Annotated in this window: 15 protein-coding genes and 1 riboswitch; of the genes, 4 read left to right on the top strand and 11 right to left on the bottom strand. The window is 47.8% G+C overall.

The annotated features are described in order from the left end of the window. The first annotated feature begins 23 nt into the window (after positions 1–23). Positions 24–1,271 carry a SpoIIE family protein phosphatase gene (locus G499_RS0106160; RefSeq protein ID WP_026999221.1) on the top strand — a complete coding sequence of 416 codons (1,248 nt, stop codon included), beginning with the start codon at positions 24–26 and terminating at the stop codon, positions 1,269–1,271. 12 nt (positions 1,272–1,283) lie between these two features. Here the strand turns inward: G499_RS0106160 and G499_RS0106155 are convergent, their stop codons facing one another. The 3 genes from G499_RS0106155 to G499_RS0106145 form a co-directional block, all read right to left on the bottom strand. After that, positions 1,284–2,261, bottom strand: coding sequence for a hypothetical protein (locus G499_RS0106155; RefSeq protein ID WP_026999220.1), 978 nt, complete (start codon positions 2,259–2,261; stop codon positions 1,284–1,286). Next, positions 2,254–2,721: a hypothetical protein gene (locus G499_RS0106150; protein ID WP_154658333.1), complete on the bottom strand. Its 468-nt coding sequence runs from the start codon at positions 2,719–2,721 to the stop codon at positions 2,254–2,256. The genes G499_RS0106155 and G499_RS0106150 overlap by 8 nt, the downstream gene beginning before the upstream one ends. Positions 2,722–3,196: 475 nt before the next feature. Beyond that, positions 3,197–4,876, bottom strand: coding sequence for a tetratricopeptide repeat protein (locus G499_RS0106145; RefSeq protein WP_026999218.1), 1,680 nt, complete (start codon positions 4,874–4,876; stop codon positions 3,197–3,199). Between the two features lie 398 nt (positions 4,877–5,274). Between G499_RS0106145 and trxA the strand changes: the two genes are divergently transcribed. Beyond that, entirely contained in the window at positions 5,275–5,580 is a 306-nt protein-coding gene (trxA, locus tag G499_RS0106140; RefSeq protein WP_026999217.1) for a thioredoxin, read from the top strand. A gap of 129 nt (positions 5,581–5,709) precedes the next feature. On the opposite strand, the gene G499_RS18920 is transcribed toward trxA, so the two are convergent. From G499_RS18920 to G499_RS0106105, 6 genes are all read right to left on the bottom strand, one after another. Continuing rightward, complete coding sequence (locus G499_RS18920; protein ID WP_051295983.1) at positions 5,710–6,522, bottom strand: TIGR02757 family protein; 813 nt, start codon at positions 6,520–6,522, stop codon at positions 5,710–5,712. Between the two features lie 31 nt (positions 6,523–6,553). Further along, positions 6,554–7,858 (bottom strand): M28 family metallopeptidase, encoded by a 1,305-nt coding sequence (locus G499_RS0106130; protein ID WP_051295981.1) that lies wholly within the window; start codon positions 7,856–7,858, stop codon positions 6,554–6,556. A 411-nt stretch (positions 7,859–8,269) separates the two neighbouring features. Then, the gene (locus G499_RS0106120; RefSeq protein WP_026999214.1) at positions 8,270–8,698 is read right to left on the bottom strand and encodes a hypothetical protein; all 429 of its coding nucleotides are present in this window, start codon (positions 8,696–8,698) and stop codon (positions 8,270–8,272) included. Positions 8,699–8,821: 123 nt separating this feature from the next. Then, complete coding sequence (locus G499_RS21690; protein WP_154658332.1) at positions 8,822–8,983, bottom strand: hypothetical protein; 162 nt, start codon at positions 8,981–8,983, stop codon at positions 8,822–8,824. Between the two features lie 310 nt (positions 8,984–9,293). After that, positions 9,294–10,916 carry an adenine deaminase gene (gene ade, locus G499_RS0106110; RefSeq protein ID WP_026999213.1) on the bottom strand — a complete coding sequence of 541 codons (1,623 nt, stop codon included), beginning with the start codon at positions 10,914–10,916 and terminating at the stop codon, positions 9,294–9,296. 203 nt (positions 10,917–11,119) lie between these two features. Further along, positions 11,120–11,755 carry a peroxiredoxin gene (locus G499_RS0106105; protein ID WP_026999212.1) on the bottom strand — a complete coding sequence of 212 codons (636 nt, stop codon included), beginning with the start codon at positions 11,753–11,755 and terminating at the stop codon, positions 11,120–11,122. Between the two features lie 239 nt (positions 11,756–11,994). Then, positions 11,995–12,059: riboswitch (Fluoride riboswitch) on the top strand. A 48-nt stretch (positions 12,060–12,107) separates the two neighbouring features. Here G499_RS0106105 and G499_RS0106100 point away from each other — a divergent pair. After that, positions 12,108–13,418 (top strand): voltage-gated chloride channel family protein, encoded by a 1,311-nt coding sequence (locus tag G499_RS0106100; protein WP_035726827.1) that lies wholly within the window; start codon positions 12,108–12,110, stop codon positions 13,416–13,418. A 209-nt stretch (positions 13,419–13,627) separates the two neighbouring features. Continuing rightward, positions 13,628–14,227, top strand: a complete 600-nt coding sequence (locus G499_RS18915) for a Maf family nucleotide pyrophosphatase (protein ID WP_051295980.1) — start codon at positions 13,628–13,630, stop codon at positions 14,225–14,227. 5 nt (positions 14,228–14,232) lie between these two features. Here G499_RS18915 and G499_RS0106090 read toward each other — a convergent pair whose 3' ends face one another. After that, complete coding sequence (locus G499_RS0106090; RefSeq protein ID WP_026999210.1) at positions 14,233–16,128, bottom strand: ATP-binding protein; 1,896 nt, start codon at positions 16,126–16,128, stop codon at positions 14,233–14,235. A 273-nt stretch (positions 16,129–16,401) separates the two neighbouring features. Next, positions 16,402–19,659: a S41 family peptidase gene (locus G499_RS0106080; RefSeq protein WP_026999209.1), complete on the bottom strand. Its 3,258-nt coding sequence runs from the start codon at positions 19,657–19,659 to the stop codon at positions 16,402–16,404. Between the last annotated feature and the right edge of the window lie 39 nt (positions 19,660–19,698).

The raw sequence follows: 19,698 nt of genomic DNA, 5'->3' as shown, positions 1-19,698 counted from the left end.
CGCGTTGAGCGACAGATTACGCTATGCATACCATACTTTGTATCGATGATGAACCCATCATCCTCAATAGCCTCAAGAGGGAGTTGATGAGGGCTTTTCCTGAGTATAATATCGAAGTTGCTGAGAGCGCCGAGGAGGCGTTGGAAGTAGTGGCTTTCTTACAATCGCGAGGGCAGGCAATCGCCATGGCCATATCCGATTATGTGATGCCACAAATGAAAGGCGACGAATTGCTTATCAAGCTACACCAACTATCCCCCGATACCATCAAAATCCTCCTTACAGGGCAAGCCAGCGTTGAGGGCATCACCAATATCATCAATGAAGCCAACTTGTATCGCTTTATTGCCAAACCTTGGGAGCCGAATGATTTGCGTATTACGGTAGAAAAAGGGCTGAAAAGCTTCCAACAAGACCTGCAACTCAGCTTGCAGAATGCGCAGCTCCGAGAGCTAAATCATACCTTAGAGCAAAAAGTAGCAGAGCGTACCAAAACTCTTGAAGAACAACACAAGGCCATCCAAGATAGCATCCATTATGCCAAAAATATACAACGCTCTATCTTGCCCCCCACCCACTTGCTGGAGGCCAGCTTCAAGGAGCATTTTGTGTTCTATCGCCCCCGGGATGTAGTCAGTGGTGATTTTTATTGGATGGCACAGCGTGGACACAAGACCATTTTCGTGGCTGCTGATTGTACCGGACACGGCGTGCCGGGGGCGTTTATGTCGATGATTGGTGTTTCGCTACTCAATCAGGCCGTACACGATGCGATGCTCACACAGCCCGAAAGCATCTTGAGCGAAGTAGACTATAACCTACAAACGGTCTGGAAATATGACCACCAGTTCAACAAAGATGGTATGGATATGATGGTTTGCACGATAGACACGGAAGCAAAGACCCTCAGCTGTGCCGGAGCACGTAGCCGAATGACTTATTTCCAAGCAGGGCAAATCCATACCATCAAAGGCGAAAAAAGCTCTATAGGAGACCTGAGTCCGGAGCAGGAAATCCGCAAACACTTTACCCGACATACCATTGATATCTCCAGCCCTACGATGCTCTACCTCTATTCGGATGGATACCAAGACCAGTTTGGTGGCGCTGAAGACAAAAAATTCTTGCCATCACGCCTCAACGCGCTCTTCGAAGCCATTCACCAACAGCCAACATCGGAACAACAAGCCGTAGTTGCGCAGACTTTTGAGGACTGGAAGGGCAGCCGTAGCCAAATCGATGATGTAATGGTGATAGGGCTACGGCTATAGTATGGTAGCAAATCAATATCGTCTAAACCCGCCCTCATCCTGATAGCGTGTGGGGCGGTTGCGTTCTCGCGGATACATCCCGCCTATATTCATCACCAAACTCAGATGCCAGCGGAGCATATTCATCGACTGCCAGCTGCTTTCTACACGGCGATTGACCACTATTCTGCCGTTATTGGAGCTTACTTCAAAAGCATCAGACAAGAAGTTTTGTGTGTAATTGAGCCACGATACGCCCCCGCCAATACTGAAGGGAGTCAACAGGTTGACGTGTATCTGTGAGTGCCCGCCCCATCCAAACCTCGCATTGGGTGATTCATAAATAGCATCTGGGAAAAAACGCCCATATCCCTCTGGCACATAATTGCCTTGGTCGATGAAATAACGAGGTCTTTGATTTGTCCAGCCAACCCCTACAAATGGAGAAAGCTTGAAGGTAAACCAGTGGTTGACCATCAGCATATAGTCTAGGCTAAAGCTGACAAAGTGGATGTTCCACCGTTGGTTGTCTAGGGTGCTGTCTGCAAAAAAGCTGGTTTGGCCGGCTAGTGGGGTTTCAAATGCGCGTTCTAAGTTAGCCTCGATAGCTGCCACATCGACAGGCATTTTATGGTTATGATAGCCGGCTCCAAAACCGAAATAGTGCTGCAGTACAGGGGAATATTCGTCGTATCTGGGGGCTTCCCTGTGTGTTAAGAAGATGGTCATCAACACATTCCAATAAACTCCTTCTTGTGCGAAGCCACTGTTGCTGCTGTTGGTACGTTTGAAAGCTCCCATAGGACGGGCAACGCCATAGTCTCCTTGGAATTGAACCACTGGCCGAAGATACTTGCGTCCTTCTGTGTTGCTCAGGGTACTTCGGATATTTTCTTCGGTATCAAATACATAACCCTTGGCAATAGGTCTTTGCGCATAAACCCAAGAGTTGGCAAGCAGTAAGCATCCCGCTAAAACTGCTATGATAGGTTGTCGGCAATTTTTAATCATTGTCAGAAACATCAGAGCTAAATGTGATTTCTGTTAGTATTAACCCAACAAAACCATCCACATCAGTATAAGAGGCTGTGGTAGACAGCTCATAGCCGGAGAAGAGCACCGACCTACCCGTCTGTTGAAAGGCGGCTGGTAGCCGGCAGGGCAAGTAAAGCGTTTCTTTGCCGATACTTGTACGCCTTCTCCCTTCTTCCGCCATCATCAATACCCAAAAAGTCTCCTTCACTTGTGCGCCGCTAGGCTGCGGAATCCATAAATCTATGCGCCTGATGGTTGCTGTTTCGTCTACAATCCAGCGAGCAAAGTCGCGTGTTGGTACTCCCGGACAAGACTCTATACGCTGTAGTTCGTCATCTTCCAACGAAATACAGCTTGTGGCAAGAAACCCTGTTAGCAATATCGTCAATACCCAACACAAGCTTGGATTCAGGGCGTGTTTGTGCTCTTTTATCATATTCAGATGTTAAGGTAAATGGGTAGTATGGTTACAAAATTATCAGCAACGTACTGATTTACTCTTTTCTAAAACGGATGAGTAGCAGGGTAGGTTTTGAAAACGCAAGCAGCCTCTACGGCTATCTTATAGATATAGCCTGCAAACCCAATCAATATGGGTTTGGGAAATGCGCGCCACAGGACATTTTTGGAAAAGCAGTTCGGAGCTCCAGCTCCGAGACAAGCTGAGGTCTCATTTTTGGGGCAAATGAGAGGCTTTAACTGCGGATTTGAAAAATGTCCAGTGGCGTGTGGGAAATGTATACCAAGGTTTACAAGATTGTAGGATTGACAGGGGGGTGATTTCCAAGGGTTTTCAGCGCATACAGTTACCAAACCAACTTTGAGTGGGTATATATGCCAAAAATTCTTTGGACTGCTAAAAATGACGTTTTTTGAAACGCTGTGCTTTGACAGTATCCAGAGCTTAGCACTTATTCATTGTCGCTATCTTCTTGGGTAGCTTCAAAGGCTTCTAGGCGGTCATTGATTTCATAAATCACTTGGTCGACTTCCTCAGCATTGTTGCGGATAATCTGTATCATCCCCTGTAGCTCGATGATGGTTTGGCTATCGGCACGCAAGGCCTCCCGCGAAGCAGCCAAGATATTGGCCAAAGGGCGGCGGAGGGTATGGCTGTTGAGGAAAGCATAATCTCGGAGGGTTTCGTTGGCCTTGGCTAGGTGTTGGGTTCTGAGTTTGACTTTTTGCTCTAGGGTTTCGTTGAGCAATTGTATTTCTTCTGCTTGCTGAACAAGTGTTTGGTTGCTTTCGGCCAGCGCTTGGGCAGCCTGCTTGGCTTCTTCATTTATTTTGGCCAACTGAGCGTAGGCCTTCCGCAGCCGGTAGTAGTTGCAAGCGCCCCAAACCATCACAGAGAACAACAATAGCAAAGCCGTGCCAATGAGCAGCCCAATACGCCTTTGGGCGCGCATTTTGGTTTCGTAGAGCACTTGGGTGGCCTCAAGCTGCGTTCGTTGTTTTTGGAGCTGGTATTGTGCTTTGAGGTCGGTCATTTGCCGCTCTACTTGCTGATTGTGGATGCTGTCGTGATATGCTTTGTAGCGCTTGTGATAGTCCAGTGCTTGGTCATATTGTTTCTCTTGTTCAAATGCTTGACTGAGTAGGTGGTAATTATCTCGGATGAGCTCCCTGTATTGTGCCAGAGTAGCTATCTGCAGGCTTTGGCGCGCATACTGAGCGGCTACTGCGGGGCACTGAAGCTTGAGATAGGTATCGGCGATACCTTCCAATACCCAAGCCTGGCTATAACGATCAGCAATAGCTTGACGTACTTCTATGGCCAGTCTCAGATACCATTGGGCGGAGTCGGGTTGGGAGTGTTCGGCATAATATTGAGCAATACTGACGGCACTAAAGGCAACCCCCTGAGAGTCTTGTAGTTGCTTGCGGATATTGAGCGCCTCTTGGTGATAGGCCAAGGCCTCCCGAAAGCGCCCTTGTTTGTGGTAAACAATGGCGATTCCTTGCAAGCTTCGGGCTACATCGGCCTCCAAACCCAGCGTTTTGCGAATGCCCAGTGCTTTTTGGTATTGCTGTAGAGCAGTCTCGTATTTGCCTTGGTTGGCATAAATGATGGCCATATTGTTGGTGCATCGGGCGATTATTTCTTGGTCGTTGACTTTCGTGGCCCACACGATCGCTTTTTGATAATACTGTAAGGCTTGTGGGTAGTAGCCTTGTTTGTTATAAACATTGGCAATATAGTTGTATGTAATGCTATAAGGGGATGTTATTTCTGTATTTTTGGCAATCCTAAGTGTCTCTTTATAATACCTCAAGGCTTCTTGGTAATTGCCCTTTGCATCATAGGCCAGTCCAAGGTTTTGGTATGCCTCTATTTCGGCAGTCGGATAGTTGAGGTGTTGAGACAATAGGAGGGCCTGCTTAGCAAAATACCGCGCAGAGTCAGGAAGAGTGTAGCGATAGGCAAAGGCCAACGCATTGAGTATTTGGACTTTGAGGGTGTCTGTTTTTTTGTGTTCTTGCAAGATGCCATATAGGCTATCGATTTGCTGTTGTGCTACGCCCCAGTGGGTACATAATAAAAGCAAGCACAACCCCCCTGTGCAAAGCATTTGTTTGATAAGCATAAAAGAGCTATCGTTTGGTTTTGTGGATACTTAGCCACACTGTTCCACACCGTATGGCTCAAATAAACACAATTTGTTTGGGATATACAAAGGGATTTAGCTGGATTTTAGCGAATGATACTGAAAATGATAAAATAAAATATTTTATTTGAAATATTTTTTTTAAAATTTAAATATCACCCGCCTTCTTTGCGGGTAAATATGCGTCAAAAGCAGGGGTCGAAATAAGCACAACAACGACAAAAACCAAAATTATCTAGTGGCATACCTGAGAACCTATCCCCAAGAAGGTTTGCTGCAGCTGTAATAAACAAATCACGGCAGCGCTGTTGTTAGCAACAGGAAACTTTTAGTATAGGAAGCATTGTTTTTGAACCGTTGGAAAACCACGATAGTATATGAAAAAAACATTTGCCCAACTCATTCAAGATGATAAACCCGTATTGGTTGATTTTTATGCTACTTGGTGCGGCCCCTGCCAGGCCTTGGCTCCTACGCTCGAAACCTTGGCCAAAGAATATGGCGACGCGCTGCGGGTTATCAAGATTGATGTAGACAAAAATCCTGCTGCGGCGGCTCAGTACCAAGTTAGAGGAGTACCAGCTTTGTTGCTTTTCAAACAAGGACGTCTACTTTGGAGGCAAGCAGGGGCTCTACCCTTGCCCGCCCTACGACAATCAGTAGATGCAGCACTGAAAGGGTAACATCGTGAGCCTTTGCACTGGGGTTTACACCTCTGGATATTTTTTGGAAAAGTAGCTCGGAGTTCCAGCTCCGAGACAAGCTGAGGTCTCATTTTGGATTTGAAAAATATCCAGTAGCGTGATTGGCGCTTATACTGGTGTATAGGAAGGAGGGGGCGCTTGCCAAAACCTTTCGACCACCCCCAGTCCAAAGAGAGCAAAATCGTACTTCACAGGGTCTTGAGGATCGAGTATTCGCAGTTGTTCGGTCAGGGTTACAGCAGCCTTCCAATTGCTTTTGGGCTGTGTCAGAAGTCCTAGCTTGGCCGCCACTTGCTCCACGTGAATGTCGCAAGGACATATGAGCTGGGAGGGGCGCAGGCGTTTCCAAAGGCCAAAATCTACACCTGTATCATCTTGCCTCACCATCCAGCGCAAGTACATATTGAGGCGCTTACAGGCCGAGCCTCGGGCAGGGGTAGCCACATGTTTGCGGCTACGCTCTGGAAACTCTGGTAGGCTGCAAAACAATGTGTGGAAATGCGCCAGCCCACCACCTACATCAGTAGCGTCTGGTAGCATTCCAGCCACGAAGGCTTCTTCGAGAGAGGCGTGTCTGTGGTAAAACCATTTCAAAAAATGGACAAAGTACAGCGTGTCAGTTGCATTGAAAGTACGATGTTTGAACTCTGTCAAGGCCTTTAGGTCGTTTTCTTGATGATTCATAATAAAATAATACGGACTATTATCCATTATTTCTAATAGCGATGCACATTTATTGATAATTGTTTTTCTATTCCCCCAAGCGAGAACAGCGGCAAACAAACCTGCAATCTCAATGTCCTGCTGTTTTTGGAAGCGGTGGGGAATACTGATAGGGTCTTCGGGGATGAAGTCAGGTTGGTTATAAAGCAACACTTTTGCATCCAGAAACTCGCGTAATTGTTCGATATCGGTAGGCATAAGACACTCAGGGGGATGAATAGAGGCAAAATCAATATTGCGCCAAAAACAAGCGAATCAATTGATGTAGTGCTGCAAACTTCGTGAGGGGTAGGGTGCTAGGAACATCATACACATCGTGGTAGGCCTTGATACCACCAAGTGTGTAGAGAAAGAAACAAGGTACTCCCTGCTCATAGAAATAGTAGTGGTCCGAGTTGCGGGCGCTGCCACGAGCTTGCACATTGGGCAACAATTGGTGTGTGGTGTTGAGGTTTTGCAGGCGCTCAAATTCTTCTTTGAACACAGCACCATTGACAGCCATCAGGCCATCATCGCCAGTACCAACAAGGTCCAAGTTGAGCAGAAACAAGATTTGCTCCAATGGAAAATACGGTCTGCGGGTATAATATGCCGAGCCTATTAGGCCGACTTCCTCTGCTCCAAAGGCGATGAATACTACGCTGTAGGGCGCAGGGTTTTGGGCATAATATTGTGCCAAGCTTAGTAACAGGGCAACCCCAGAGGCATTGTCATTGGCTCCCGGAAAGTAGGTATCTGTACCATAACCTCCAAGGTGGTCATAGTGTGCCGTCAAAACAAGATACTGCGTTGGATTGCTAGTACCGGGAACATAACCGATGACGTTTTGGCTCTGATAATCAGTCAGTAAATCGGATGTCAGACGATAGTTTACTCGTTTGGCCTTAGAAGGGAGGGCTTCGGGCAATAACCAAAATGTGGGGTTACTGAGCTGCTGTGTGCCCATTGAGGCGGTAAGTTTGGGCGAAAACAAGGTCAATAGGGCTTGTGCTTGTTGGATTTCACCCCAAAAGCCATCCTCAAGTGCTGTGAGTGCCATAAAATCCTTTTGTTCATACACAACAATACGCTTTTGCAACTTTCTTTTGTGTTTGCTCAACAATGCTTGCCGTGCGGCAGCATCATTTACCAACAAGGAATCAATAAAAACCAAACGGCCACTACCCTTCCCGCTGCGGCTTAGGGGGCTTAGGATATAGTCATGGCCGGCACTCAAGGGTTTGCCATTGATGCGTAACTTGGGGTTTTTGGGAAAAGTGTTGAGGGATAGGGAGAAGGCTTGTTGATAGCCTTGTTCAAAGGCAGACACACCCAAACGTTGGAATTCGGCCTGAATAAAGTCGGCAGCCAAACGCTCGCCTCCATGCAAAGCGCTGCGGCCAAACATGGTAGGGCTGCAAAGTGTGTCAATCACTTGGCGTACATAGTCAAGGTCTTGCGCCTTTGTGGGTGTCGATAGCAAGTGAAAAACGCAAAAAATCAATATTGCCCTACATCCTAAGGGTAGGCCAAAATAAGTAGTCTTGGTAAGCATCGGGGTTGTTTTGAGTGGCTTTCAGTTCCGAAAGATAAGGTTTTTAGGCTGAAGCTGCAAGGAAGCCTAAACACTGACCCTTATGGCCAGTAGTTGAGGTGTTAGTAAGGTCAGCAGGGCCCTCACTACAATTGACGCGGATATAGTAAAATGGTCTATGCCACTGGGCATTTTTGAAAAAGTAGCTCGAAGCGCTAGCTCTGGGATAAGTTGAGGCCTCATTTCACCCCCAAAATGAGACTTAGCCCACAGTTTTAACTGAGGGATTTGACAAATGTCCAGTGGTGTGTAAATCTCCAATATACCCAAGGGCGCTAAGCCTTTTTTGAGTTGTGTAAGAGGGTATTTACATAAAAAAAGAGTGCCGTAAGTGCTCTTTTTTCTTTTTTGTAGATTGTATTATTTTAGGAATTAGTTTCTTCTGCCAAACAAGAAAAAGCCAAGCTTAATACCAGCATAACTATTTTTGATTGAAATGTCAGTACCGTCGATTTTGGTAGCAGGAATGAGGTTGTATTCAAAATTGAAGGCAAAGTAATCAGCCTCAAAACCGATCCGTGGATAGAAACCAAACTTGGTTCCAGCAGATACTAGGTCTACATTGTCAGTGCGTACAGAAGCCAATCCAAACAAACCTACACCCACACCGATGAAAGGTCTGAAAGTGTTGTTAGAGAGGTAGTACTGCCCGTTAATGGTGTAAGAGAAGTTGCCATAAGCTGAAAAATCAGCGTTTCCTGAAGCAGTAGCTATACCTCTTGCCATAATAGCGCTTTCTATTCTTAGCCCCACAGCAATTTGGCTACTGACGCGGTAGGCAGGCTCTAGGTATACAAGCAATACACCACTGGATGTTTTTGGAAAACGTAGTGTGAAGCTCCAACCTTGGATTAAAAAAAAGTGTTTTTTAATAAAAAAGTTAGGATTTGGCAGTGTCGGTCGATAAGTTGAGGCTATGGGATTTCAGAAATTTCCAGTGGTGTGTACAAGTAGTCCACCTTTGGCATCTTCGTCGTTAGAAATCGCATAATCTGCTCCGAGACCTAGTTTGAAGGGCTTGAAGTCTTGTGCTTGTGCACCAACGAAAAGACATAGGAAAGTGAGGGTAAATAGTATTTTTTTCATAAAGGATGAAATAATAAGGGTTAATCAATATTTATTTCGGATGCAAATATTGCATACTTTTTTATAACTTCCAAATGACTACTAAAATTTGTTTAAAAAAATCGTAACTATTTGGGAGGCTCAAATGCTTGATTATTAAATACTTGCGAGAGGATGGGTTTCATGGCTAGGAATTTAGTTAAAACACAACTACTTGATAATTAGTGATTTATAGAATAAGCTTATTTAAAGCCGAACTATATAACAAAAGCCAACGAATTGATAATAAGAGATTTATAGCAAAGCGTATCACCTAAATAGTTACAAAAAATCACTCAACCAGCTGAAAACTATCCACATCGAAAAGGCCTAAGTCGCTGATTTTGATATGGGGAATCACGAGCAAGGCCATAAAAGAGAGCGTCATAAAAGGTGCTTTGAGGGTACTGCCCAATTCCTTGGCAAAAGCATCTATCTCGGTGTAGGCAGCGGCCACTTCCTCAGCGCTTTGGGGGCTCATCAGTCCGGCAATAGGCAGGGAGAGTACCTTTTGCTGCCCCTTGCCTACGGCCACTACGCCACCTTGTGCGGCAATAAGCAGATTGACCGCCTCGGTGATGGCGGCATCGTCGGCTCCTACCACAATGATGTTGTGGGAGTCGTGCGCCACCGTAGAGGCAATTGCCCCTTCTTTGAGGCCAAAGTTTTTGATAAAGGCGATGGCCGGCCTGGCCTGAGGTACATAACGGTTGATGACCGCAATCTTGAGCAGGTCTTGGGCAGGGTCGGCTTGGAGGAAGCCCTCGGCATCGCTCGAAAGCGCCACAGCTACTTTGCGGGTAATCAGCTCTCCATCAATGGCCTCTATGGCCATATTGTGCGCATAATCTTTTGCCGATAGGCGAAAATCGCTCTCTTGGCGGGGCAAGGCCTCGAAGTGATTGGGCAAGCTGCCCGATAGCTGCGGAATATGGTCTTGCACACCATCGAAGACCTCTTTGCCACCGATATAGGTCTTGAGTACCTTGAAAGCCGTCAGGTCTTCTACCACAATAAAATCGGCAGGGTCGCCCACACGCAGCAGCCCCAAGTCTAAGCCATAGTGTTTTACAGGATTGAGGCAGGCCACCTCCAAGACATCAAAAAGGGCAAAACCTTTGGCCAGCGCCCGCTGAACGAGCTGGTTGATATGCCCGAGCAGTAGTTCGTCAGGATGCTTGTCGTCGGAGCAAAACATCATCTGCCCAAAGTATTGGGGCAGCAATGGGGCGAGGGCTTCAAAGTTTTTGGCGGCGCTGCCCTCCCTGATGAGGACGTGCATGCCGGCTTGGAGCTTGTCGAGCGCCTCTTCGGCAGTGAAACACTCGTGGTCGGTGCTCATTCCGGCGGCGATGTAGTCGCGGGCGGCTTGTCCGCGCAGGCCGGGCGCGTGGCCGTCAATAGGCTTGCCAAGGCGCTGCGCAAGTGCGATTTTGGCCATTACCTCAGGGTCTTGGTGCAATACGCCCGGGTAGTTCATCATTTCGGCCAAATATTTCACCTCCGGCATCAGGAGCAATTGTTCTAAGGCATCGAGGCCGAGGGCAGCGCCGGCATTTTCAAAATTCGTAGCCGGCACGCAAGAGGGCGCACCAAAGTAAAACTTGAAGTCGCTGTGCCGCCCGTTTTCAATCATATACAATACCCCTTTTAAGCCGAGCACATTGGCGATTTCGTGTGGGTCGGAAACGGTAGCCACCGTGCCGTGGCGCACGGCCATTGCCGCAAAAGCCCTTGGGGTGAGCATCGAGCTTTCGATATGGATATGCGCATCTACAAAGCCGGGCAGGGCATAGTGTGCGCAAGGGCTGTCTAAGCTTTTGATGTCAGTGATTTTGCCTTCGGCGATGGAAATGGAAGCCGGATAAATGCGGCGTTGGTGAAGGTCTACGAGATTTAGGAACAAGGTTTTCATAAAATATGTGGGGTGTGAAGTATGGAGTTATTTTTTGGTGGAGGGCTTTGGAGGAGGCTACAGGACGGTGCAAAGATAGTCAGATGATTTATTCCCAACCAAACCAATATTGATTAGGTATAACGAAAAAAACCTCCTAACAAGGGTCAGGAGGTTTTTTGAGATGTATTATGTCAAGTAAATAGTCTTAGTGAGCACTAGGCTTATAAGTTAGGCTGTGGAGTTAGCCGTAGGTAAGGCTTTACAGCTTTGTGTCCTTTAGGGAACTTGGCAGGGATGTCTTCATCCTTGATGGCCGGTGCAATGACGACCTCTTCGCCGTGCTGCCAGTTGGCCGGAGTGGCTACGCTGTAGTTGGCTGTCAGTTGGAGGCTGTCAATGACCCGAAGCAACTCATTGAAATTGCGCCCAGTAGAGGCTGGGTAGGTAATAGTCAGCTTTATTTTTTTGTCAGGGCCAATCACAAATACCGAGCGGACGGTAAAGTTTTCGGAGGCATTGGGGTGAATCATATCATACAGCTCCGAGACTTTGCGGTCTGCATCGGCGATGATGGGAAAGTTTACCGTAGTGCCTTGCGTTTCGTTGATATCTTTGACCCACTCGTGGTGCGAGGGTAGTGGATCTACGCTTAAGGCGACCACCTTCACGTTACGTTTCTCAAACTCAGGCTTAAGCTTGGCTGTGGTGCCTAGTTCGGTAGTACATACGGGGGTAAAGTCCGCAGGGTGTGAGAAGAGAATGCCCCAGCTGTCGCCAAGCCACTCGTGAAAACGGATTTCGCCCTCGGTACTTTGGGCGGTAAAATCAGGGGCTATATCACCTAATCGAAGTGCCATAAATTTAGTGTTTTAGAAAGTGAATGAATGAGTAGATGTTGATTGGTGGCACAAAGATATAAATAACTCTATTAAATTGGTAGAGATAGTAGGATGTTTTTTTAAGAAAAAATGACACCCTGTATTTTTTACGTATAATGCATTGCTTATCAGGAGTTTGACTTCTGAAATTTTAAGACAAAAATCCATGACGAACCCACTAGGCTTGTGTCTTTTGAGTGCTCGGGCTATATTTGTGATACATTAGTGGTAATGATATCTGCCCCGAACCGCCATTTTTTGTGCTGATGATGTCTACATAACAAACAAGCAAGGAGCTTGTTTGCGGTTCAATGTAATGACAATCCAACTGATGAAAATCTTCTCTTCTAACACTTGGTTACACCGTATCGAACAGATTCCAGTATTGATGTATATGTTCAAATGGTTGCTATTAGCCATTTTGGTAGGTGGGCTGGCTGGGTCGGCTTCGGCTTTTTTCTTGGTATCGCTAGAGTGGGCAACCAACTATCGTGAAGCCAACCAGTGGGTGATTGCCTTGCTGCCCTTGGGTGGATTGATGATTGGGCTTCTGTATTACTATTATGGTCAGGATGTAGTTAAAGGCAACAACCAACTGATGGATGAGTTCTACCGTCCTCAGCGGGTAATTCCCTTCAAGATGGCTCCCTTAGTGCTTTTTGGCACCGTAGCCACCCATTTTTTTGGTGGCTCTGCCGGCAGGGAGGGCACGGCAGTGCAGATGGGCGGAGCGATAGCCGACCAGTTCTCCCTGCTTTTCAAGTTGCGACCTCGCGACCGACGCGTCTTGCTCGTAATGGGGGTAAGCGCAGGGTTTGCCTCGGTATTTGGCACTCCACTAGCCGGAACTGTTTTTGCGCTAGAAGTGATGGTGTTGGGGCGAATGCGGTATGAGGCTATTTTGCCGAGCATTCTGACGGCAGTCATTGCTGATTATACCTGCCACGCTTGGCAAGTAGCCCACACCCATTACAGCATCGCTGAAGTCCCTCCGATGAGCCCACAAAACTTACTTTACTGTATTTTGGCAGGAATATGCTTTGGCCTTGGCGGGCGGCTTTTTTCCCAAGCTACCCATTTTTGGGGGCGCTTCTTTAAGGCTCAGGTAGCCTATGCGCCGCTGCGGCCAGTATATGGGGGCATCGTGATAGCCTTGGTTGTTTGGGCCGCAGGTACAACCAGATACATCGGGCTGGGGGTGCCGGTGATTGTAGACTCCTTTGTGGCACAACAAAACAGCTACGACTTCCTGCTCAAAATCTTGTTTACCTCTTTTACCCTTGGGGCGGGTTTCAAGGGCGGGGAAGTAACCCCACTTTTTTATGTGGGTGCTACCTTGGGCAATGCCTTGGTATGGGTACTGCCGCTGCCAATGGGCTTGTTGGCCGGAATGGGTTTTGTGGCGGTGTTTGCCGCAGCCACCAATACGCCCATTGCCTGCACCCTGATGGGCATAGAGCTTTTTGGCGCAGAGGCCGCTGTGTATATTGGTTTGGCTTGTGTGGTGGCGTATATGTTTTCGGGGCATACGGGCATCTATGCCTCACAAATTGTGGGTAGCCCCAAACATCTGCGCTATGGACGCTACAAATCCAAAAACCTGCACGAAGTCGAAGAGGCCAAACAGCGGGCTGCCAGATAAAAGTAATCATTTCTAAGGTCAAAGTATTGATTTTTAGTGTTTTATGTATGTTTTTTGCAACTATATGATTGTATGGGAATGCAAAGTGGTGGGTTGAAAATTTAGCTTCTCCGGAATTTCGGCACAAATCCTAAGAGGATTTACGATAACTTTGGTGCTTCAATCACAGGTTGCTGTTTCCATTATAATATTCACCCTACCATCAACTTATGCAAACTCCTTTAGTATTGGCTTCACGCTCTCCACGGAGGCAACAATTGCTTCAGACCCTAGGCATTCCTTTCAGTATCCAAGTACAAGATACCCCCGAAGACTACCCAGAGGGTATGTTGGCAGCTGAAGTACCACCCTATTTGGCACAAAAAAAAGCCCAAGCAATGTTGCCCATCCTGACACAGGGTCAATGGCTGATTACTGCTGACACAGATGTGATTTTGGATGGCACAGTATTGGGCAAGCCAAACGACTTGGGAGAGGCGGCGGCGCTATTAAGGCAAATGTCAGGCCGGACACACGATGTCGTTACGGGGGTTTGCGTGGCCAATCTCGAAGGCGCATTCCATACATTCAGCGATACCACTAAGGTGCGGTTTCGAGCGCTGAGCGAGGAGATGATTGCCTATTATCTCCAACATTTTCGACCATTAGACAAAGCAGGGGCTTATGGTGTACAAGAATGGATTGGGATGGTAGCGATTGAGGGGATAGAAGGCTGTTTTTACAATGTTATGGGTCTGCCTGTACAACGTTTGTTTATGCTTTTACAGACCTTGTTGCCACCCGAAGTACTTTATGCAGGGCGTTTTTAGGCAAATTAGCCCTGGGGCAATAACAGGGTAAAACTGGTTCCTTTGCCTAGTTGACTGTTTACCTTGATGGTTCCACCATTGGCTTTGGCACAAGCTAGACAGAGCTGCAGCCCCAGCCCTGTTCCTTTCTCATTGGCTGTGCCGCGAGTGCTTACAAAATCTTGGCTATCAAATATTTGTGCTTGTATTTCGGCATCCATCCCGATGCCTGTGTCGGTAACTGTGAGCCCTTGCCAGCCCTGAGCCGTAGCTTCTTCTATGCGGATATGTCCGCCATTGGGTGTAAACTTGATGGCATTGTTGAGCAGATTGCGCAGAATTAGGCGCAGGTGCTCTACATCTACCCATAGCTCCAGCGTAGCAGGCAGCTCATTGTGTAGTGTCAGCTGCTTGTGGGCGGCGGCATCTGCCCAAAGATTGATGCTGTATTGCGCCTCTTGGTGTAAATTGACCCAGCGTGGTTCGGCCACAAACTGTACACGTTGTAGCTGCCCTTTGCCCCAAGCCAAGAGATTATCAAGGGTGTGGTTGGCTAGGTCTAGGCGAAGGGTCAAATCTTTCAACACTATTTGCTGCTCTTCGGCGCTGAGGGCTTTCATCTGTAGCAACCCTAGCACGGCCTTGATGCTGGCAAGTGGCGCACGAAGGTCATGACCAATGATAGAGAAAAGGCGGTTTTTGGTTTCATCGATTGCCTGAAGTATTTGGTTTTTTGCCTGTCTTGCCCATACAAGATACACCAAAAATATGGCCACCACGCTCAATGAGACTAATAGAATGCTCAAGGCAATCAGGCCATAACGTTGCCGTTTGTTGACTTCTAGCTGCAGTTCCTTTTCTTGGGCAAGGCGCTCGTTTTCGGATGCTTGGTAGTCTGTTTTGAGTTGCCGAATGCGTTTTTCTTTGTTGAGGTTATAGACACTATCGTTGTATTGGCGATGTAGTTGCAAAAACATATAAGCGTTGGTAAAATCGCCCAATGCAGCAGAGGCCTCTGCTGCTGTCAAAGCAGCACGTTGCATTTCCCAATGTGCGCGCAGCTCTTGGGCTATTTGTAGTGCTTTGTTGGCATATTTCAGTGCCTGAACCGGTTGTTGGCGTTGCAAATAGGCCTTGGCCATTCCCTCAAAAACAAAACAGGCATCAAAACGATTGAGTAGGGGTTCGTGTATCAATAGCCGCTGATAGGATTGCAGCGCGGCCTGATAAGCTTCTTGCTCCAGCAAGAGGTTGGCAAGGTGTGCCTGTGCTAACAGGGCGTTTCTGGTGATATCAGGTAGGGTATCGGTGGCGGTGAGGGTGAAAAAATAGGCAGCCGAATCGTTTTGTTGCGTTCCTTTGTAAGCTAGGCCTAGGTTGAGATGATTGAGACTCAATAAGTAACGCCGTGATGCAGGCTCGTCAATGGTTTGACTAATACGAATCGAGTGCTGATGATGCTGAATAGCACGCCTGTAATCGCCCTGCGATTCATAAATCAACCCTAGACTGTTGAGGGTGCGTGCCAATCCGTCGGGGTTGTTTAGTTTTTGCCAAACTTGGAGTGCAAGTAGGTAATACCTCAAGGCTTGTTCATAATCTCCAATGGTATAGTAGTTGTTGCCCAATAGGTTGTATAACTTGCCTGTTCGGGGGAGGTCATTCTGGGCTTTACTGAGAGTTAGGGCTTTTTGGGCAAACCAATGGGTAGAGTCTGAATGGTGAAGATAATAGGCCTGTGCCAAGGCCTGTAGTAGTGCCAAGTATTCGGGGCTTGTCTCAAGCCTCCTAGATTGGCTGCTGTAGTGTTGGTAGACACGCCGCAGACTGTCTCTAGGATTGGCCTTGGCTTGTATCGATAGGGGAAAACTCAGCGCCCAACAAAGCCCTAGATGGTATAAACAGTGAACGTATTTGCGCAAAAAGTTTTGGTATACAGACACTAGACTTAGTCAATAAGTGATAAGCGTAAGATATGCTAACAAATATACTGTTTTGGCGTTGGAAGTCCTATAGCTTTGTAACCTTGAGATGGGGGATTTGTATTACGAATGCCATAGAACCTGGGTGTCAACAATGAATCAAACTAAGAGTATGTTCAAAGATGAGCAACCAAGTAGCTCCATTGGTTTTGCCAAAAAAAGCCACCCCGAGTATTCGGAGTGGCTTATGGAAGATGGCTTAAGAGGTTGTGCCTAGCGGAGGCCGATAGCGCCAGAGTTGACTGTTTTGAGCAGGTCTTCTACCGCTTTTTCTATCTGTTGGTCTTTGCCTTGGGTTACTTGTTCGGGTTGGTTTCGGACTTTAATATCTGGCTCTAGTTGGGTGTTTTCCATATAGTTGCCGTCCATATCTACCATACCTACTTGTGGGATGCCGAATACGAGCGTGGGGTCAATCTGTTGCTCCCACCAAACGGCAGTGCCTGTGCCCGGTACGGGCATCCCGACGGTTTTGCCCGTGCCATAAGCCTTGAAAGTTACGGGGAAGAGGTGTGCATCGGAGTAATTGCCTTCGCCCATCAGTACGTTTACGGGCTTTATCCACTTACGCATCGGCTCACGTCCCATTTGTTGCTCGCGGGGAACCATCCGCATGTACTCTTTGCCGCTGAGGAAGGTGGCAAGGTCATCGTGAAGCCATCCGCCACCATTGAAGCGTGTATCGACAATGAGAGCCTCTTTGTCGTAGTGTTTGCCCATTACTTCTTCAAAAACAGTGCGGTAGCTACCGTCATTCATCCCACGTACGTGTACATAGCCCACCTTTCCGTTAGAAACTTTTTCGGTCTCGGCACGGCGGTTGTCTACCCACCGTTGGTAAAGCAGCTCTGCTTCTTCTCCACGGCTAATAGGCTTGATACGCTCCTCAAAGCGTTTATTACCATCAACAATGCTGAGCAATAGGGGTTGGCCTGCTTTGCGGTTGAGAAGTTGGTAGAAGTCCATTTCGGGGGTGATTTCTTGGCCGTCTATTTTTTCAATCACCATACCAGCTTTTACTTTGGACTTGGCGTTGTCGATTGGGCTGTTTTTCATCACCTCTGCTATTTTCAACCCTTTACCGGTGTATTTTTCATCCACAAAAATCCCCAAAGAGGCGGTGTTGTCGGTATTGTTTTGTGGGGGCGAATAGCGGCAGCCGGTATGCGATGCATTCAGCTCGCCCAACAATTCTGAAAGCATTTCGGCAAAGTCGTGGTTGTTGTTGATATGGGGCAAAAAGCGACGGTACTCTTGGTAGTAGAAGTTCCAATCGACCCCGTGGAGGTTGGTTACATAAAACTTCTTCACCACCTGCCGCCAAGCGTGCTCAAAGATATAGGCCTTCTCGGCGAGGTAGTTGTAGTTCATTTCGCCCTTGATACTGACAGTTTCGCGTTTGCCACTCTCAGGGTCAATTTTGATGATATTCCCTCCTGAAAGCACAAAAAGCGCCTTGCCATCTTGGCTGATTTCCATACTGTAGCCGGCATCTTTTACCAAGAGCTTGGTTTCTTTGGTGCGCAGGGTGGTTACCCACAGGTCGCCACCTTTTTCAAAGCGGGCGAGGTAGTAAAGTTTTTCTCCATCTTTTGACAACACAGCATCACCGAGGCGCGAAGAGTGGATGGTCAGGCGGGTTTTGCGCTTATCGATGTCTTCTAGTTCGAGTTGTAGCGGTTTTATGGCCTCCTCGTCGCTGTCTGCGTCTTTTTTACGTTCTTTCTTGTTCTTATCGGCTTCTTTTTTCTCTTCTGCTTCTTGCTCCTTGAGGAGGGCAAACTCTTCCTTACTGAGCTGGAAGCGGTCAAAGGCTTCTTGGGTAAAGAACATCGCATATACATCAGACTCTCCACCCCAAGAGGCGTGATTTTTCATCCCATCACGGTCAGAGAACCAAAGCATCGCCTTGCCATCCATTACCCACTTGGGCGCATTGTCGGAGTAGCCGCTTTGGGTCAGGTTGACGGGCTCACTTTTGCCGTCGGCATTGACTAACCCTACTTCGGGCACGAACACTTGTCCGCCCTTGGGGATGTACTGTACCAGCAGGTACTTGCTGTCGGGAGACCAAGTGTAGTATTGGTCTCCGTCGGAGTAAGAGTAGTTGTAAGTACCGGGCAGTACGGTACGGGAGGCTTTTTTGGCCAAGTTGTAGACCTTGAGTGTGGTACGCTCTTCGAGATAGGCTACTTCCTTGCCATCAGGAGAATAAGCAGGCTGGAATGTCTCTTGGTCGGTGGCAATGAGCGCTTCTTCTTTGAGGAGCGTAGAGGCATAGAAGTACGGCTCTTCTTTTCGGACAATGCTGGTTTGGTAGATATTCCAACTGTTGTTGCGCTCACCGGCATAGACGAGGCTGCGCCCGTCGGGGCTGAAGCTCACGCTACGTTCTTGCTCAGGCGTATTGGTGATGCGCTTGGTCATTCCGCCTTCTACAGCAGTTACGAACACTTCGCCCCTGAAAATAAAGGCGATTTCTTTGCCATTCGGGGAGAGAGAAAACTCTGTAGCACCATCGCTGATAGAGACGATTTTTTCGTCGTTCAGGCGGCTGTCCATCAATATCTGGATACTCAGTTTACGGGGTTGCCCACCCTCAGCAAGGGTATATATTTCACCATTCCACCCAAAGCAAAATGTGCCATTGCTGGCGCGGCTTAGGAAGCGGACAGGGTGCTTTTCAAAGTTGGTCAGTTGGGTAGGCGTTGCAGGGCTGGCGGTGTTCATTTTCCAGACATTCATTGTGCCCGACTGCTCGCTGAGGTAGTATATTTCTTGGTCGTTGGCACCAAAAACAGGGTTACGGTCTTCGCCCTCAAAGCTAGAAAGCTGCGTATATTGCTGGTTGTTAAAGTCGTATATCCATACATCTCTCGTTACGGAGGAGGTGTGGTGTTTGCGCCAAGGGTCTTCGTAACCTTTCCAATCTTGGTATACAATCTTAGAGCCGTTGGCACTGTAGCGGGCACTTTCGGCTTGATTGTCCAAAATCATCTTGGCGTGCCCTCCGTTGGTGGGCACTTGGTAGAGCTGTGCCATACGGGGGAACTGCGCGTTTTGGGCTTGATAGCGGCGGTTGGCCGTAAAAATCACAGCTTTGCCATCAGGGCTAAAGTCGCTGGGGAAATCGTTGCCAGAGTGGAAGGTCAGGCGTTTGGCCTCGCCACCAGTAGCGGGCATCACAAAGACATCAAAATTACCGTAACGGTCGGAGGCAAAAGCGATTTGCTGGCCATCGGGCGACCACACGGGCATATAATCATGGGCTTCGTGGAGCGTCAGCGGAATGGCCGCCCCACCCGTAACCGATACACGGTAAAGGTCGCCTTGATAACTAAAGACAATTGTCTGGCCATCAGGGGAGATGCTCGGGTAACGCATCCATAGTGGGTTGTCTTGCGCCCACAGCGCCGCCGGAACTAAGAGTAGCCCTAAGAGCCACCTAAGGGTTTGTGTGAAGTATTGCATAGAGTTTAATTTAGAATGTATAGTAATAAAATTATTTAC

The sequence above is a fragment of the Eisenibacter elegans DSM 3317 genome, assembly GCF_000430505.1.
Taxonomy (GTDB): domain Bacteria; phylum Bacteroidota; class Bacteroidia; order Cytophagales; family Microscillaceae; genus Eisenibacter; species Eisenibacter elegans.
The sequence above is the reverse complement of the archived record's forward strand: the minus strand, read 5'-3'. Positions and strand labels throughout refer to the sequence as shown.

Coding starts and splice junctions, on each gene's coding strand:
- G499_RS0106150 (WP_154658333.1), bottom strand. CDS start 2,721: ATGATAAAAGAGCACAAACACGCCCTGAATCCAAGCTTGTGTTGGGTA.
- G499_RS0106105 (WP_026999212.1), bottom strand. CDS start 11,755: ATGGCACTTCGATTAGGTGATATAGCCCCTGATTTTACCGCCCAAAGT.
- ade (WP_026999213.1), bottom strand. CDS start 10,916: ATGAAAACCTTGTTCCTAAATCTCGTAGACCTTCACCAACGCCGCATT.
- G499_RS0106160 (WP_026999221.1), top strand. CDS start 24: ATGCATACCATACTTTGTATCGATGATGAACCCATCATCCTCAATAGC.
- G499_RS0106145 (WP_026999218.1), bottom strand. CDS start 4,876: ATGCTTATCAAACAAATGCTTTGCACAGGGGGGTTGTGCTTGCTTTTA.
- G499_RS0106100 (WP_035726827.1), top strand. CDS start 12,108: ATGAAAATCTTCTCTTCTAACACTTGGTTACACCGTATCGAACAGATT.
- G499_RS0106130 (WP_051295981.1), bottom strand. CDS start 7,858: ATGCTTACCAAGACTACTTATTTTGGCCTACCCTTAGGATGTAGGGCA.
- G499_RS18915 (WP_051295980.1), top strand. CDS start 13,628: ATGCAAACTCCTTTAGTATTGGCTTCACGCTCTCCACGGAGGCAACAA.
- trxA (WP_026999217.1), top strand. CDS start 5,275: ATGAAAAAAACATTTGCCCAACTCATTCAAGATGATAAACCCGTATTG.
- G499_RS0106155 (WP_026999220.1), bottom strand. CDS start 2,261: ATGATTAAAAATTGCCGACAACCTATCATAGCAGTTTTAGCGGGATGC.
- G499_RS18920 (WP_051295983.1), bottom strand. CDS start 6,522: ATGCCTACCGATATCGAACAATTACGCGAGTTTCTGGATGCAAAAGTG.
- G499_RS21690 (WP_154658332.1), bottom strand. CDS start 8,983: ATGAAAAAAATACTATTTACCCTCACTTTCCTATGTCTTTTCGTTGGT.
- G499_RS0106080 (WP_026999209.1), bottom strand. CDS start 19,659: ATGCAATACTTCACACAAACCCTTAGGTGGCTCTTAGGGCTACTCTTA.